Origin of the sequence: Brevibacillus agri, assembly GCF_004117055.1 — a bacterium.
Classification (GTDB): domain Bacteria; phylum Bacillota; class Bacilli; order Brevibacillales; family Brevibacillaceae; genus Brevibacillus; species Brevibacillus agri.
Genome location: NZ_CP026363.1, coordinates 3,987,720 through 4,002,477, shown reverse-complemented (window position 1 = coordinate 4,002,477; position 14,758 = coordinate 3,987,720). Strand labels below are relative to the sequence as shown.

Sequence of the window (14,758 nt, the reverse complement as noted above, 5' to 3'; positions counted from 1 at the left end):
GCCATGGAGAAGAAACTCGCTTTTCTCGGACCTCGCGGAACGTTCACGGAAGAGGCGGCCCGGTCTTTGACGCAAGACCAGCCGATCTCGCTCGTTCCGTACCCGAGCATTATTGATGTGCTGAACGCCGTTTCCAACAAGGAAGTGGCATTCGGGGTTGTGCCGATGGAAAATTCCATCGAAGGAACCGTCAACTCCACCCTGGATTGGCTCATTCACGAAGTCGACTTGCCGATTATGGCCGAGCTGGCGCTGCCGATTACGCAAAACTTGCTGGTGGCAAAAAGGGAGCAGCCGCTGCCTTTGTCTGCGATTACGAAAGTTTTGTCGCATCCGCAGGCGATCGCGCAAAGCCACAACTTTTTGCGCGAAAACTTGCCGCACGCCCAGATCGAGTACGTGAACAGCACGGCGCTGGCAGCGAAAACCGTGAGCGAGCATCCCGAAGAGCCGTGGGCTGCTGTCGGCACCAGGCTGAATGTGGAGATTTATCCGCTGGAATTCGCACGCGAGCAAATTCAAGATTATTCGAATAACTACACCCGCTTTGTGCTCGTCGGCCAGGAACCGCTTGCGCTGCCGGCGTCTGCGCGCGAAAAGACGACGATTCTCGTCACGCTGCCGGAAGATTTCCCGGGGGCGCTGTACCAGGTGCTGGCGGCGTTTGCCTGGAGAAAAGTCAACTTGTCGCGGATTGAATCCCGCCCGACGAAAAAAGCATTGGGAAGCTACTATTTTGTCATTGATATCGAGCAAAAAATGGATGATGTCCTGCTGCCGGGAGCCTTTGCCGAGATTGAAGCGATCGGCTGTCAGGTGCGCCAGCTTGGAACGTATCCGTTTTATATGCAAAAAGCCAATTTTTAGAAATTGGCTTTTTTTCTTTTTTCTCCCCCGGTCAGGAAAGCCAAGGCGTAAAGGAGCAAAACGCCCATGGGTGCATACCATGGTAGGGAGTTTTTACGCAAGGGAGGAGAAACATTGAGGATTCACATCGTACAAAAAGGCGAGAGCATGTGGAAGATCGCCAAAAAATACGGCGTCGATTACAAGGAACTGCTGCGCTTAAACAGCCAGATCAAAACTCCCGACACGCTCTATCCCGGAGCGAGAATCAAAATTCCGGCAAAGCGCGTTCCTGTCAGACCACAGCCACGAACAACGCCTCACCCGATGAGCGAGGCGGCTCCATATGTAAAAGAACGGCCGATTACCGAGCCTGAGTCGGAGGAAGTTCCGCTGCAGATTGAGCGGCGTCCGATCGAGCCGGAAGAACAAGAGGAAGAGGTGCGGATTGAATCGGAATCCAAGCCAAGAGTGAGTCCGGAGATTCCGTTTACGCCGCCAGCGAAGGAAAGGCCACCGGCTTCGCCAACCCCGTCTGTGTCGCCAGAGACGATCCGGCCAACGCCAACGCCTGCACCGCTGCCGGAGAGGGTCGTTCCGCCAAAGCCACCCGGACCGAACATCAACCTAGAGCCGCAGAGGCCGCCAGTGCCGACGACGCCAGCCCGGCCTGTCGTTCCGCCCGTGCAGCCAACGCAAGTAAGCCCGTATATTTACCAGCCTCCCAGCCCGCCGAACATCGCGATGCCGAACGTACCGCCGCTGCCGCCTACACAGATCAGGCCGCTTCAGCCGCAGACACCGCCTGCGATCCAGTGTCCGCCATGCCCGCCTGTTCAGACTCAGCCAAACATCCCACCAGGCCAGGTGAGGCCGTTTTCGCCGATGCCTCCGACACAGGTGCGCCCTCTGCAGCCAATGCCGCCACAGCAGGTACGCCCGATGCCGATGCCACCGAGACCGCCGCAGCAGCAAGTGCACCCGCTGCCGCCTGCGCCAAAGTTTCGGCCATGCCCGCCTGTGCGACCTTGCCCGCCGTGCGCGGCTCCGAGAATGCCTATGCCGCAGCAGCCGGGAAGACAACTGGTCAGTCCGGAGCAGATGGGGCCAGGGCCATGGCAAAGGCCGTTCCCAGGTCCAGGCCCGGGACAGCCGATGTTTCCCTACAGGCCGTTTGTCAGCCCGTGGCAGATGATGCCGCCATTCCCGGGGATGATCCCGTTCGGAATGCCGCCGATACGTCCGATGCCGCTTCCAATGCCGCTGTATCCGCTGCAACCGCTGCATCCGCCCATGCCTATGCCATATCCACCGTCTCCGCCTAGACAGCCTCGCGCGAAGCTGCCTGTTTGCCCAGAACCAGTGGAGTCATCGTCATCATGTGAGTGTTCCTCGGCCAGCCCGGAGTACAGAAAGCGCAGACGCGTGAGAAGCAGCCGTGGCCCGCAGCCGTTTCACAACAACATGATGTTCCCGCCTACCCAGTGCGTCGCCTCCATGCCAGAGCAAGGCGCATGGCCAAACTGGGGAGACGGGCTCGATGAATCCTCTTCGTACTGAGAGGGACGGTTATGAACAAAGGACTCATACCAGCGATCGAAAAAGCTTTTCGTTGTGAGGTGCACGGGGTTAAGCCTAAGAGGAACGTCAATCTGCTCAAAACAGACCGGGGACACTGGATCATCAAAGGGTATAAGCAGTTGGAAAAAGCAGTATGGGTCACGGAGTTAGCCGATGCCTTGAGGCAAAAGGGCTTTGTTCACACGGTGCACTACGTCTCCGATGCGGAGGGCGCCAAAATTTTTCCTTACGAGGATCGTTATTACACGATCATGAAGCTGATCGACGGCGAGGAAGCCGACAACGCGTCGCTCTATGACGTGAAAAAGACAGCGGAGACGTTGGCGCGCTTCCATGTCGCGGCGCAAGGCTTTCCCGTCTCCCATTCGTATGCGTACGAAGGAAAGCCGAACTTGCTGGATAAATGGGAAAGCCGCCTGGAATACTTCGAGCGGCTCACCTGGATGATTGAGCAAAACGGCCCGCAAAACAAGCTGGAGCAAATCATCGCCCACTCGGCTGATGAAGTGCTGCGCGACGGCCAGCAGTTGCTGCAGTCTGCCTACAAGCTGCCGTTGACGCCGGAAATGTTCCTGGCCATGGAGAGAGGTACGCTCGCGCATCGGGACGTTGCCAGCCACAACTTTTTGCTCACCCAGCGGGGCAACTGCTATCTCATCGACCTGGATACGGTCGGCCACGACATTCAGCTCGTCGACCTCGTCCAGTTGATGTCGCGCATGCTGCTGATGCAGGACTATCGGATGGAATCGTTCGTGGAAGCGATGGAGGCATACAGCAACATTAACTATTTGAGCGACACGCAAATTTGGACCGTTCATCAACTGCTCCGTTACCCGGACAATTTTTTGCGCGAGGTGACAGGGCTGTACAGCAGGCGACCAGGCTACCATATGCGCGGCGTCCTGCAGCTTGTCATGCTAGAGGGAAAACTTGCCCAAAACCGGCAAAAGTTTTTGAATGACGGGGAGCGCATCTTCCAGCGTTCGCCGTGGGGAGAATATCATTTTGTCGGGTAAATTGCTCTTTTGTCCGCTCGGATTGGACGATACGAAAAAAACATCCCTCTTGCAAAAGAGGGATGTTTGTCTTGGAGACGCTAAGCTTACTTGGAAGCTGGCTTGGACAGGTCGATAGCGAACTTGGCAAAGCCGGATTCCAGTTGGCCGATGAATTTCAGGTTGGGCATTTTTTCGGCAAAAGGCTTCGCGTCTGGAGAAGAAGTGAAGGTTACGTTCACTTTTTCTTTGATTGGCGCAAACGTCCAGTTGTTGTCTGCTGCCGGGTTGATGTCTTTTTGGCTCAGGATGTAGTCGATCACTACTTGGCGGTTTTCATCCGGAGAATCGATGACGATGTTTTTGCCGTCCAGGCCAGGGAAGTTGCCGCCGCCGCCTGCGCGGTAGTTGTTGGTGACGACGATGAACTTGTCTTCCGGTTTGACTGGTTTGCCGTTGTAGGACAGGTTTTTGATGCGGTTCGCATCTTTGTTTTCCAGCTTGCCGTCAATCGCGTATTTGGATGGCTGTGTCACGTCGATTTGGTAGGTTACGCCATCAATTACGTCGTAGTTGTAAGTAGGGAACGCTTCGTTTATGAGCGGCTGCTCTTCTGTTTTCTTCACATCAATCTGGTTGAACTGGCCTGCGGAGCGCTCCAGCCATTCTTGCAGTTGGGAGCCGTTAATCAGAACAGCCTTCAATGTGTTTGGATAGATGTACAGGTCAGATACGTTTTTGATGGCGATCGTGCCTGCAGGGATGTTGGTGTAGTAGGATGCGCCGTTGCGGCCGCCTGCCTTGAATGGAGCTCCTGCGGACAGAACCGGAATGCCATCGTATTCTGTGCCTTTAATGTTTTTCTCTACGAACCATTTTTGTGCATTCGTCACGATCTGGATGGATGGGTCATCCTGTACCAGCGCGAAGTAGCTGAAGATAGGGGAAGACGTTTTCCCTACAGCGGAGCGCACCCATTCCACGGTGTGGTCGTGGTCTTCTTTGACGGCATCGAGAACGGCCTGATCTGCATCTGCCAAGGAAGCTTTGTTTGTTTTGTCGTAGATCGGAATCGTTTTGGTAACCGACTCAGCCACTTTCCATTTGCCGTTTTCTTGCTTCAGCGTCAGGTCGATCACGCCGAGGTTGTTGCCCCAGTAGCCAGGCATGACAGCCGGTTTGCCGTTGATAGTGCCTTTTTCGCCGTCAACGCCAGGGATGTTTTCAAAGCCAGGTCCCGGGAAGATGAGGTGGGAGTGGCCGAACAGGATCGCGTCAATGCCTTCGACCTTGCTCAGTTGGTAGCTCGCGTTTTCCAGGTTCGCTGCCGGTTCAACCGGGCCGATGCCGGAGTGCGGAACCGCTACGATGATGTCGGCACCTTTTTGCTTCATCTCAGGGATGAACTTTTTGGCGCTTTCCACAATGTCTTTGGCGATCACTTTGCCTTCCAGGTTCGCTTTGTCCCACTGCATGATTTGCGGCGGAACGAAGCCGATGACACCGACTTTCAAGGTTACTTCTTTACCGCTCTCGTCCTTGAACTTGCGCTCGAGGATTTGATAAGGAGTGAACATGTTTTTGTCGTTGTTCGGGTTGTTATCCTTGTCGTCGATGTAGACGTTGGAGTTGATGTAAGGGAATTTCGCGCCCTTCAGGCTGCGATCCAGATGTTCCAGACCGAAGTTGAACTCGTGGTTCCCGATGTTGCCAAGGTCGTAGTTCAACAGGTTCATCGCTTTGTAAACCGGGTGAGTTTCTCCGTCTTGCAGCGGATCGATTTTCGCTACGTAGTCGCCCAGCGGGTTTCCTTGCAGCAGATCGCCGTTGTCGATGAGGATGCTGTTTTTCGCTTCGTCTCTCGCTTTTTTAATCAGCGTAGCGGTTTTGGCGAAGCCGAACTCGTCCGTGGCTTTGTCTTGGTAATAGTCGTAGTTTACGATGTTGGTATGGATATCGGTAGTTTCAAGCAGGCGGAGCTTCAGGGTGGAGCCAGTTTCGGCGCTCACAGGGGTAACAGGGAACGTGAGAGCGCTGACAACTAAAGAAGTGCTGAGGAGAAAAGCGGTCAGCATTTGTTTGTTTGTCTTTTTCATTTTTTGGTTGACCTCCAATAAGTTCACAATAAGTGCCAAGCAAAAATAGTTTATCACTACAATCTGTAGATTGGTAGATAATTGTAGGTTAAGATTATTAAATTTTGTCTATTGACAAAAAAGATATAATGATTGCTCAATTTGCCGTTTGCCCGCGATAAATTTCTCGCCAATTACGAATCCTTGAGAGATTCACGTATGTCCCCCTTCAAACATGGCAAAACTAGGAAAAAAGGTATAAGAAGGGGTTCATCAAATCATGCGAAAAAAATGGATGGTGTACGCATCGTGGGGCGCTGCGCTTCTCACCGGTGTCGTATTGGGCATCCTGCTGGCAGGCAGCGGAGGCAGAGAGAACGGACTGCTTCAACTGCTGCATACAGACATCGGCAAGACGGCAACGGTGGCAGGAAAGCCGTATGAACTGGTGTTGACCCGCAGCTACTTGTGCGGCGTCCGGGATGAAGAGCGTCAACCGATCGCCGCAGGCCATTTGCCGGAAGCGATGGGGGATTACAAAGGCTGGGAGATCGTGACAGCCGATCCGAGCAAAATGATTTTAATGAGAAGGGAACAGGACATTTCTCCCGCATGCAAGGAGAACGGCCATTTCGGCTTGTCGGCGGACGGAATGCTGACGCTGTTTCACGGGGTTCCCGCCGAGCAGGACGTCATCCAGACGTTTTACCGCATCAACACGGCAAAAATGGAAGCGAGCCTGCCAAAAGAAGAGCTGGAGAGCTTGAAGCGGGGCATCCGCATTCGCAATCTGGCAGAGTATAACAGCGTCCTGTCGACGTACGGGGAGTTTCAACTGGATGGCGACTAAAGCGAGCAGAGGAAAAAGTCGGCGATCCCGCAGGGGGAATGGTCGGTTTTTTTCGTGCTGCCGTACTGTTGTGCTGCATTTCGTTACAAGTCTACAGCGATAATCCGCCACTTGTCCCACGGCGTGGAGCGGCGCAGCAGAAACGTCCACTCTTCGTTCCGTTCATGGTTGTCATGCGTGAAGTAAGTCAGGTGGACGTGGACCTCCGAGAGCAACGGCCCCCGCTCGTCAGAAGGAATGACGATTTCGGTCTTGCGGACGGAGGCTACGTCAGACAGCCGGGCAGGCAGCGGGAAGCCGTCTGTCGTCATTTGCAGGACGTGGTTGTCCTGTTCGTGCAGGGCAGTGAGGAAATACCCCACCAGCTCCTCGGCAGTAGCACCTGTGATCGTCGTCGCAAGCGAGCCGGACGCTTTTTCGATCATCAGGCTGTGGCTGGGATCGGGCTCCTTGCGCTTGTGGGTCGAGCTTCCGAAAAAGTGGATGCAAAAATGGCCGGGAAAGTCATTGCCCGCGATCGCCCCTGCACCGTGCGGCATGCCGTGCATGGAGGCGGCAAAATAAACGCCGTTGACCTCGACGAGAATCGCTCTGCGCTTCCATCTCCATTTGCCCTGGTAAATCTTTTTCATCGTCTGCGTATCTGTGCGCGTCAGCGGCTGCACATCGGCATGCCTGCTGCCCGCACGGCGCTGGACGTGGAACCGCTCGCCAGTCTCCAGGTCGATGACGGTGGCGTACTCCATGCGGCCGAAGGTGTGTTTGACCTGCTCCCACGGCGTCGCTTTGGCATAATGCACGCGTTCCACCTGCGCGACAAGCTCCTCGATTCGCTGGTGAACATCCGTCGGCAAAAGGTATTGCAGAGGCTTGTTGCTTTCAAACAAATTCCCGTCGTGGTCGTACACAAACTGGCGCTTTTTGACGGTCAAGGTGGCGCGAACCCAGTGGGGATTCACGAAAGCCGGAACCTTTTTTGCGGCAAACAGCCGTTTGACGAACGAATGCTGGGCGCGAACATTGAGCGTAGAGTGAAAAGGCGAAGTCGGCGATACAGAGACAGAAACGGTAATCGGTTCTTTGCCTTTCGCCTGGGCGGGCTGCTTTGCGCAGCAGACAGAGAAGAGAAGCGTGACGAGTAAGAAAGCGGCTAGTAAACGTCGCACCGAATCAGCACCTCCACCCTATATGGTTTCAAGACGAAACGGCGGAAATGAGCTGTAAATCTTGGCATCATAAGGCCGGAGGCGGGACGCCATACTGTACTCATACGGCGATCGAAGGAGGAATCTTTTCTTATGTCTACCATGCCCAGAGGTAGCTACAAGGACCAGTTCCACCAGCGTTTGTACGTTCAATTGAACCAAGGACACAACAAGCTCAATTACCAGCAGATCAACCGGATCCAGGAGCAGATGCAGAGCGGCGTAGATGAATACGCGCACATGCAGCACGATGTGTCGGACTCACTTGGAATGAACAAACACTAAAAGCGACGCCGTATGACCCGTTCCTTTTGGCAGGAGCGGGTTTTTGCATGGAAATACACGTTCGCTTTTCGAGCGCTTTGTGATACAGTAGAGAGTAGAAACTTTGCACACGGAGAGAGAGTGGACCATGCGCATTTTAGGAATCGACCCTGGCATTGCGATCGTTGGGTTTGGGGTTCTGGATAAACAGGGTAGCCAATTGCGTCCCGTCCAGTATGGCAGCATTCAGACAGAGGCAGGCTTGCCCGTTCCGCTTCGCTTGAAGCAGATTTTTGAAGCGATGCAAAGCCTGCTGGAAACGTATCGACCGGATCAAATGTCAGTAGAAAAACTGTTTTTCAATAAAAACGTGACGACGGCCTTCACGGTGGGGCAAGCGCGCGGCGTCATCCTGCTGGCGGCGGAGCTGGCCGGAGTGCCTGTGTATGAATACACGCCGATGCAAGTAAAGCAGGCGGTGACCGGCTACGGCGGGGCAGAGAAAAAGCAAATACAGGAAATGACCAAGCTGTTGCTGCGGCTGAAAGAAGTGCCGAAGCCTGACGACGTGGCGGATGCATTGGGCATTGCGATTACGCACGCACAGTTTCGGGCGTTCATCTCCATCTCGGAAGGAGTTCAAAAATGATTGATTTTGTGGAAGGGACACTCTGTTACCTCGATTCAGAATACATAGTGGTAGAAGCCGGAGGGATCGGGTATCGCCTGTTTTGTCCCAATCCGTACCAGTTTGTGCGCTACGAAGGCAGCAAAACCAAGCTGTACACGCACCATCACGTCCGCGAAGACGCGATATTGCTCTACGGTTTTGCCACCCGTGACGAGCGCGACCTGTTTCGCAAGCTGCTCGACGTGAACGGTATCGGGCCAAAGGGCGGCCTGGCGATTCTCGCGGCGGCGACTCCCGAGCAGTTGGTCATGGCGGTGCAACAGGAAAATGTGACCTACTTGACGAAGTTTCCTGGAATCGGCAAAAAGACCGCGCAACGAATCATTCTCGATCTCAAGGACAAACTGGTCGGATACACGCCATCGGCGATCCTGACCGTCGCGGCAGGCGATCTGACAGCAGGCGAGCAGGCGGTTTCCGCGTTGAACGAGGCGCTCGACGCCTTGACGGCGCTCGGCTACTCGGACGGCGAGCTGCAAAAAATCAGAAATGCGCTGTCGGAGAAATCAAAAGAGGGCGATAGTGTGGAAAAGCTCATCAAACAAGGGCTTGCCCTGCTCATGAGGGGGTAGGATTTTGGATCAGCGAATCATCACGACGCATATGAACTGGGAAGAAGATGCGGCGGAGTTGAGCCTCCGTCCCCGTTATTTGAATGAGTATATCGGACAGCAGCACGTCAAGGAAAACTTGAAAATTTTCATTGAAGCGGCGAAAATGCGCAAGGAATCGCTGGACCACGTCCTGCTGTACGGACCGCCGGGACTGGGCAAGACGACGCTGTCGCAAATTATCGCCAACGAACTTGGGGTGAACATCCGCACGACGTCCGGACCGGCGATCGAGCGGCCAGGCGATCTGGCGGCGATTTTGACCAACCTGCAGGAAGGCGACGTGCTGTTTATCGACGAGATTCACAGGCTGAACCGGAGCGTCGAGGAAGTGCTCTATCCGGCCATGGAAGACTTTGCGCTCGACATCATCATCGGCAAAGGGCCGAGCGCGCGCAGTGTGCGCCTCGATTTGCCGCCGTTTACGCTTGTGGGCGCGACGACGCGGGCAGGGATGCTCTCTGCGCCGCTGCGCGACCGCTTCGGGGTGGTGAACCGCCTGGAGTTTTACACCGTTCCCGAGCTGACCTTTATCGTCTCTCGGGCAGCGGATATTCTTCAGGTGATTATTCGCGAAGGCGGCGCGGAAGAAATCGCGCGTCGCTCGCGGGGAACTCCGCGCGTGGCGAACCGTCTGTTAAAGCGTGTGCGCGACTTCGCCCAGGTAAAAGGCGAGGGCGTCATCACGACGGAGATTGCCAAAGAAGCGCTGGAGCGGCTGCAGGTAGACGCCTGCGGACTGGACCATATCGACCATAAGCTGCTTCTCGCCATCATCGACCGCTTTGACGGCGGTCCGGTCGGGCTCGATACGATTGCCGCCACGATTGGCGAAGAGGCGCAAACCGTTGAAGACGTGTGCGAGCCGTATTTGATGCAGATCGGCTTCATGCAGCGGACGCCGCGGGGCCGCGTGCTGACCCCGAGCGCGTACCAGCACTTTGGGCGGGAGATGAAATCGTGAATCCAATAGCCAAGCTTCTCATTATCGGCGGAGCCGTGCTGATCGTCATCGGCCTGCTGTGGCAGGTGGGCGGCCGCTTTTTGCCGCTGGGACGCCTGCCTGGGGATATTGTGGTGGAAAAGGAAAACGTCAAATTTTACTTTCCGGTCGTGACGTGCATCGTCATCAGCATCGTGCTGTCTCTTGGGATGTATTTGTTCCGGCTTTTCAAATGAGGGCATTTGCCTTGCACACACAGCCTGTTTGTACGCCATCGGAGCCGTTTCGTCCGGTGGCTTTTTGTTTGCGTCGCCTGGTCCCATTTTGCGGGCGAGGGCAGGAAAATCGCCTGTGATTGTCGAAAAAGATGGGAGTACATGCCAATTTTCGACGAGATGAGATCAGGAGAAAGGAAGGACGTTGGACGACATGAAGAAGAAGTGGATGGGGAAAGTCCTTTCGGTGAGCCTGATGACAGTTGCTCTAATGGGAGGACCAGCGCCGGCCGAGGCGGCTTCTGAACATATCCGGGTGGCGCTCTTTGTGGATACGGGCAAAGGCTACAGGGGAGTTGTTCCTTCCGTTACGCTGACTGCTGAAAAAGGAATGGAAGTGACGTTAGCAGGCCCGGAAGGCAAGATCGAGTTGCCAGAATTAAAAGGGGAAGCTGCCCGTTACCGGGTGGATGAATATCATCTGATCGTGGCGCAGACGCCAGACTGGAACCAAGCGCAGCAAATCGCTCAGCTTTTGAGCCAGCGCAAATATGAAGGCTCGATTCAGGTGGCGAAACGAGGCGGACAAACCGTTTACCAGGTTGTCAGCGGTACATACGACACGTATCAGGCAGCGGCCAATCAAGTGGCGGCCGTGGCCCAGGCGACGGGGCAAAAGCCGGTTGTCCAAGGCCCGCTCCGGCTGGAAGCGGGGCAGTTCAAAAGCTTGAGCGAAGCCCAGAAATGGCAGGAGTCGTTTGAGCAAAAAGGCATCCCGGCGTACCCTGTGCTGTTGTCAAACGGCGAAAAAGTCAAATACGCGGTCTGGATCGGCGACGAGGTCAGCCAGGAAGCGCTCGCTGCATTGGCGCGCAAAGCGAGCAGCGCTTTTCCGAACTTTTCCTACAAGGCGCCTGACAGCCAGTCGTATGTCGTACTGAAGCAAGATGTTTACGGCTCTCCGGATGAGCCGATCTGGAAGTACGTATTCTCGCCGCAAGCCAAGCTGACGGTCGAGGCGAAAAAGGCGGAGCCGGAAGCGTTGATCGGCGTCGTGGAACGCGAGCAGCGGACGTACCGCGGCGAGATGGAGCTGTCGGAATACAACGGTCACTTGACGGTTGTAAATGAACTGCCGCTGGAGGAGTATCTGTACGGGGTTGTCGGCTCGGAAATGGCTCCGGGCTGGCCGCTGGAAGCGTTGAAAACGCAGGCGGTCCTGTCGAGAACGAGAGCTTTGTGGCAAGGAAACAAGTACGGGATTGCCAACGTGTCGGATACGGTGACGGAGCAGGCGTATTACGGCTATGGAAAAGAGTCGGAGGACGTCCGCGAGGCGGTGGATGAGACGGCAGGGGAAGTCATCTACTACCAGGGCAAGCTCGTCGAGTCCCTGTTCTACTCGAACGCAGGCGGAATGACCGCCGATGGCACAGAAGTGTGGGGAAATCCCGTTCCGTATTTGCGGCCCGTCGAGAGCGACGATACGTATCCGCTGGAAGCGGCGAGCCTGTGGTATCGGGTAAAGCTCGCGGACGGGACGATCGGATATGTGCGCAGCGACCTGGTGCGGCTGACAGGCACAGAGGCCAATGGCGCCAGAATAGCCGTCATCACAACGGAAAACACGAACTTGCGCACGGGTCCGAGCACGACGACGCATCGGGTTTTGTCTACCTTGCCAAGCGGCGCTGAGGTGACGATTCTTTCCGAAGAGGCCGAGGAAAATGCTTATGCGTGGACGCGTGGCCCGTTTACTTCCGCTGAACTGACGGCCTTGCTCAATGCGAACCAGGACAAAAACAAGGCACCGCGCATTCAGGGGAACGTCACCAGTCTGAAAGTGACGAAGCGAGGACCGTCCGGGCGCGTGATCGCGATGGAGGCGAACGGGGTTCAGATTGCCGTTCCTTCCCCGGATGCCTTCCGCTCGCTTTTCCAGCAAGGGGGAAGCCCGATTCGCAGCACGAAGTTTGATGTCGAAGTGATCCAGGGCGGCAAGCAGGGAGGACCGCAGTTCCTGTTCCGCGGCTACGGCTTTGGACACGGCCTCGGGGTGTCGCAATACGGCGCTCGCGCAATGGCGGAGAAAGGGTATGACTACCTGCAGATTTTGCAACACTATTACCAGGATGTGACAATTGACAAGTAAGGCTTTTGCCACATGAACTGTCATTAAAGGAGTTAACGATTCGTGGACGTGCAACAATTTGATTTTGAACTGCCGGAGCATCTGATTGCCCAGCATCCATTGAAAGACCGGACAGCTTCGCGGCTGCTCGTTTTGAACAAACAGACTGGCGCCATTTCCCATCAGCGCTTTACCGACTTGATCGACCATTTGCAGCCGGGGGACGTGCTCGTCATGAACGACAGCCGCGTGCTGCCCGCAAGGCTGATCGGCGAAAAGGCCGAGACGGGAGCGAAGATCGAGGTGCTTTTGCTCAAATCGCTCGGGGACGATCGCTGGGAGACGCTGGTAAAGCCAGGCAAGCGGATGAAGCCGGGAACGGAAGTGGTCTTTGGCAACGGGCTTTTGCGCTGCGTATGCGAAGAAGCGACAGAGACAGGCGGGCGGATCGTACGCTTTTTGTACGAGGGCATTTTTTACGAGATTCTCGACCAGTTAGGTTCGATGCCGCTGCCTCCTTACATTCATGAGCAGCTTGAAGACAGCGAACGGTACCAGACGGTGTATGCGCGCGAGCGAGGCTCAGCGGCGGCGCCGACAGCCGGGCTGCACTTCACCAAGCCTTACCTGGAGCAAATCGCTGCAAAAGGCGTACAGCTCGCGTACGTGACGCTGCACGTCGGACTCGGCACGTTCAGGCCGGTCTCTGCCGACTCGGTCGAGGAGCACGTCATGCACGCCGAGTATTACGAGATTCCGGAAGAAACCGCTGAGCTGGTGAACAAGGCGAAGGCGGAGGGGAGAAGAGTCATTGCGGTCGGAACGACCTCGTGCCGGACGCTGGAGACGGTCGGACGTGCGAACGGCGGCAAGCTGGCGGCGACGTCGGGCTGGACGGACATCTTCATTTACCCGGGATACACGTTCTCGATTCTCGACGGGCTTTTGACGAATTTTCATCTGCCCAAGTCGACGCTCGTGATGCTGGTCAGCGCGCTGGCTGGCAAGGAGCATGTCATGAATGCGTACAAAGCGGCCGTCCAGGAGGAATATCGCTTCTTCAGTTTTGGGGACGCGATGCTGATCGTTTAAAAAAGGTACACATCCCACCCGTATAAGTGTATACTTATAAGTCGGGTGGGTTTACTTCACTCTCAAGTTTTCTTATAATAGGAAAGACTTACATACATAGCTTGAGGAGTGCGACAATTTGGCTGTACGCTACGAATTAATCAAAACATGCAAGCAAACAGGCGCTCGTCTCGGAAAGCTGCACACTCCCCATGGGACGATTGACACTCCTGTCTTCATGCCAGTCGGCACGCAGGCAACGGTCAAGACGATGAGTCCCGAGGAACTGAAAGCGATCGGAGCGGGCATTATCCTCAGTAATACCTACCATCTGTTTTTGCGTCCGGGGCATGAAATCGTCCGCGAAGCAGGCGGGCTGCACGGCTTCATGAACTGGGACCGCGCCATTCTGACGGACTCCGGCGGATTTCAGGTGTTCAGCCTGAGCAACCTCCGCAAGATCACAGAGGAAGGGGTTTCCTTCCGCTCTCATCTGAACGGGGAAAAGCTGTTTATCGGCCCGGAGGAGGCCACCCAGATTCAAAACGCGCTCGGCGCCGATATTTTCATGGCGTTTGACGAGTGCGCGCCCTATCCTGCGGAGTACGACTACGTGAAAAAGTCGATGGAGCGCACGACCCGATGGGCGGAGCGCTGCCTGAAGGCGCACTCACGGCCGAACGAGCAGGCTCTGTTCGGGATCGTACAGGGCGGAATGTTCAACGACCTGCGCGAGCAAAGCGCCAAAGACCTCATCTCCATGGATTTTCCGGGATATGCGATTGGCGGGCTGAGTGTGGGCGAACCGTTTTCCTTGATGTACGAAGTGCTGGAGCATACCGTTCCGCTGCTTCCGGCAGGCAAGCCTCGCTACCTGATGGGAGTAGGCTCGCCAGACGCTCTGATCGACGGCGCAATCCGCGGCATTGACATGTTTGACTGCGTCTTGCCGACGAGGATCGCTCGCAATGGGACATGCATGACAAGCCAGGGACGACTGGTCATCCGCAATGCCAAATACGCACGCGACTTTACTCCGCTCGACCCGAATTGCGACTGCTACACGTGCAAGAATTACACCCGCGCTTACATCCGCCATCTCATCAAGGCGGAGGAGACCTTTGGCATCCGTTTGACCACCTACCACAATCTGCATTTCCTCGTGAAGCTGATGGAGCAGGTGCGCCAGGCGATTGCTGAAGACCGCTTGCAAGATTTCCGGGACCAGTTTTTCGCTCAGTATGGATTGAGTGAAGATAGATCTTTTTAATCGAGGG

The 14,758-nt window shown here is 55.6% G+C and carries 14 protein-coding genes; 12 read left to right on the top strand and 2 right to left on the bottom strand.

Translation table 11 applies throughout. The features are described from left to right. Positions 1-3 precede the first annotated feature (3 nt). The 3 genes from pheA (at position 4) to BA6348_RS19685 (ending at position 3,446) form a co-directional block, all read left to right on the top strand. The gene (gene pheA / locus BA6348_RS19695; RefSeq protein WP_005832402.1) at positions 4-867 is read left to right on the top strand and encodes a prephenate dehydratase; all 864 of its coding nucleotides are present in this window, start codon (positions 4-6) and stop codon (positions 865-867) included. 114 nt (positions 868-981) lie between these two features. Then, positions 982-2,406 (top strand): LysM peptidoglycan-binding domain-containing protein, encoded by a 1,425-nt coding sequence (locus tag BA6348_RS19690; protein WP_122952973.1) that lies wholly within the window; start codon positions 982-984, stop codon positions 2,404-2,406. An 11-nt stretch (positions 2,407-2,417) separates the two neighbouring features. After that, positions 2,418-3,446, top strand: a complete 1,029-nt coding sequence (locus tag BA6348_RS19685; protein WP_005832405.1) for a phosphotransferase — start codon at positions 2,418-2,420, stop codon at positions 3,444-3,446. Between the two features lie 86 nt (positions 3,447-3,532). Here the strand turns inward: BA6348_RS19685 and BA6348_RS19680 are convergent, their stop codons facing one another. Beyond that, positions 3,533-5,521: a bifunctional 2',3'-cyclic-nucleotide 2'-phosphodiesterase/3'-nucleotidase gene (locus BA6348_RS19680; RefSeq protein WP_007782379.1), complete on the bottom strand. Its 1,989-nt coding sequence runs from the start codon at positions 5,519-5,521 to the stop codon at positions 3,533-3,535. 259 nt (positions 5,522-5,780) lie between these two features. Between BA6348_RS19680 and BA6348_RS19675 the strand changes: the two genes are divergently transcribed. Then, the gene (locus BA6348_RS19675) at positions 5,781-6,350 is read left to right on the top strand and encodes a BofC C-terminal domain-containing protein (RefSeq protein ID WP_005832408.1); all 570 of its coding nucleotides are present in this window, start codon (positions 5,781-5,783) and stop codon (positions 6,348-6,350) included. A gap of 83 nt (positions 6,351-6,433) precedes the next feature. Here the strand turns inward: BA6348_RS19675 and BA6348_RS19670 are convergent, their stop codons facing one another. After that, positions 6,434-7,516 (bottom strand): hypothetical protein, encoded by a 1,083-nt coding sequence (locus tag BA6348_RS19670; RefSeq protein WP_026558423.1) that lies wholly within the window; start codon positions 7,514-7,516, stop codon positions 6,434-6,436. Between the two features lie 132 nt (positions 7,517-7,648). On the opposite strand from BA6348_RS19670, the gene BA6348_RS19665 reads away from it, so the two are divergent. From BA6348_RS19665 to tgt, 8 genes are all read left to right on the top strand, one after another. Then, complete coding sequence (locus BA6348_RS19665) at positions 7,649-7,840, top strand: hypothetical protein (protein ID WP_005832411.1); 192 nt, start codon at positions 7,649-7,651, stop codon at positions 7,838-7,840. A gap of 127 nt (positions 7,841-7,967) precedes the next feature. Beyond that, positions 7,968-8,468, top strand: a complete 501-nt coding sequence (gene ruvC / locus BA6348_RS19660; protein ID WP_005832413.1) for a crossover junction endodeoxyribonuclease RuvC — start codon at positions 7,968-7,970, stop codon at positions 8,466-8,468. Beyond that, complete coding sequence (gene ruvA / locus BA6348_RS19655) at positions 8,465-9,082, top strand: Holliday junction branch migration protein RuvA (RefSeq protein WP_005832414.1); 618 nt, start codon at positions 8,465-8,467, stop codon at positions 9,080-9,082. Before ruvC ends, ruvA begins: the two co-directional genes overlap by 4 nt. 4 nt (positions 9,083-9,086) lie before the next feature. Beyond that, on the top strand, positions 9,087-10,085 hold the full coding sequence (ruvB, locus tag BA6348_RS19650; protein ID WP_005832416.1) for a Holliday junction branch migration DNA helicase RuvB: 999 nt from the start codon (positions 9,087-9,089) through the stop codon (positions 10,083-10,085). Next, positions 10,082-10,300 (top strand): DUF2905 domain-containing protein, encoded by a 219-nt coding sequence (locus tag BA6348_RS19645; RefSeq protein WP_005832418.1) that lies wholly within the window; start codon positions 10,082-10,084, stop codon positions 10,298-10,300. The genes ruvB and BA6348_RS19645 overlap by 4 nt, the downstream gene beginning before the upstream one ends. A 184-nt stretch (positions 10,301-10,484) precedes the next feature. Beyond that, entirely contained in the window at positions 10,485-12,431 is a 1,947-nt protein-coding gene (locus tag BA6348_RS19640; RefSeq protein WP_122952974.1) for a SpoIID/LytB domain-containing protein, read from the top strand. A gap of 42 nt (positions 12,432-12,473) precedes the next feature. Further along, entirely contained in the window at positions 12,474-13,502 is a 1,029-nt protein-coding gene (gene queA, locus BA6348_RS19635) for a tRNA preQ1(34) S-adenosylmethionine ribosyltransferase-isomerase QueA (RefSeq protein ID WP_005832421.1), read from the top strand. Between the two features lie 118 nt (positions 13,503-13,620). After that, the gene (gene tgt / locus BA6348_RS19630; RefSeq protein ID WP_005832423.1) at positions 13,621-14,751 is read left to right on the top strand and encodes a tRNA guanosine(34) transglycosylase Tgt; all 1,131 of its coding nucleotides are present in this window, start codon (positions 13,621-13,623) and stop codon (positions 14,749-14,751) included. Positions 14,752-14,758 lie beyond the last annotated feature (7 nt).

Excerpts from the sequence above, each read along its gene's own strand:
- pheA (WP_005832402.1), top strand. The coding sequence starts at position 4 with ATGGAGAAGAAACTCGCTTTTCTCGGACCTCGCGGAACGTTCACGGAA.
- BA6348_RS19685 (WP_005832405.1), top strand. The coding sequence starts at position 2,418 with ATGAACAAAGGACTCATACCAGCGATCGAAAAAGCTTTTCGTTGTGAG.
- BA6348_RS19680 (WP_007782379.1), bottom strand. The coding sequence starts at position 5,521 with ATGAAAAAGACAAACAAACAAATGCTGACCGCTTTTCTCCTCAGCACT.
- BA6348_RS19675 (WP_005832408.1), top strand. The coding sequence starts at position 5,781 with ATGCGAAAAAAATGGATGGTGTACGCATCGTGGGGCGCTGCGCTTCTC.
- BA6348_RS19665 (WP_005832411.1), top strand. The coding sequence starts at position 7,649 with ATGTCTACCATGCCCAGAGGTAGCTACAAGGACCAGTTCCACCAGCGT.
- ruvC (WP_005832413.1), top strand. The coding sequence starts at position 7,968 with ATGCGCATTTTAGGAATCGACCCTGGCATTGCGATCGTTGGGTTTGGG.
- ruvA (WP_005832414.1), top strand. The coding sequence starts at position 8,465 with ATGATTGATTTTGTGGAAGGGACACTCTGTTACCTCGATTCAGAATAC.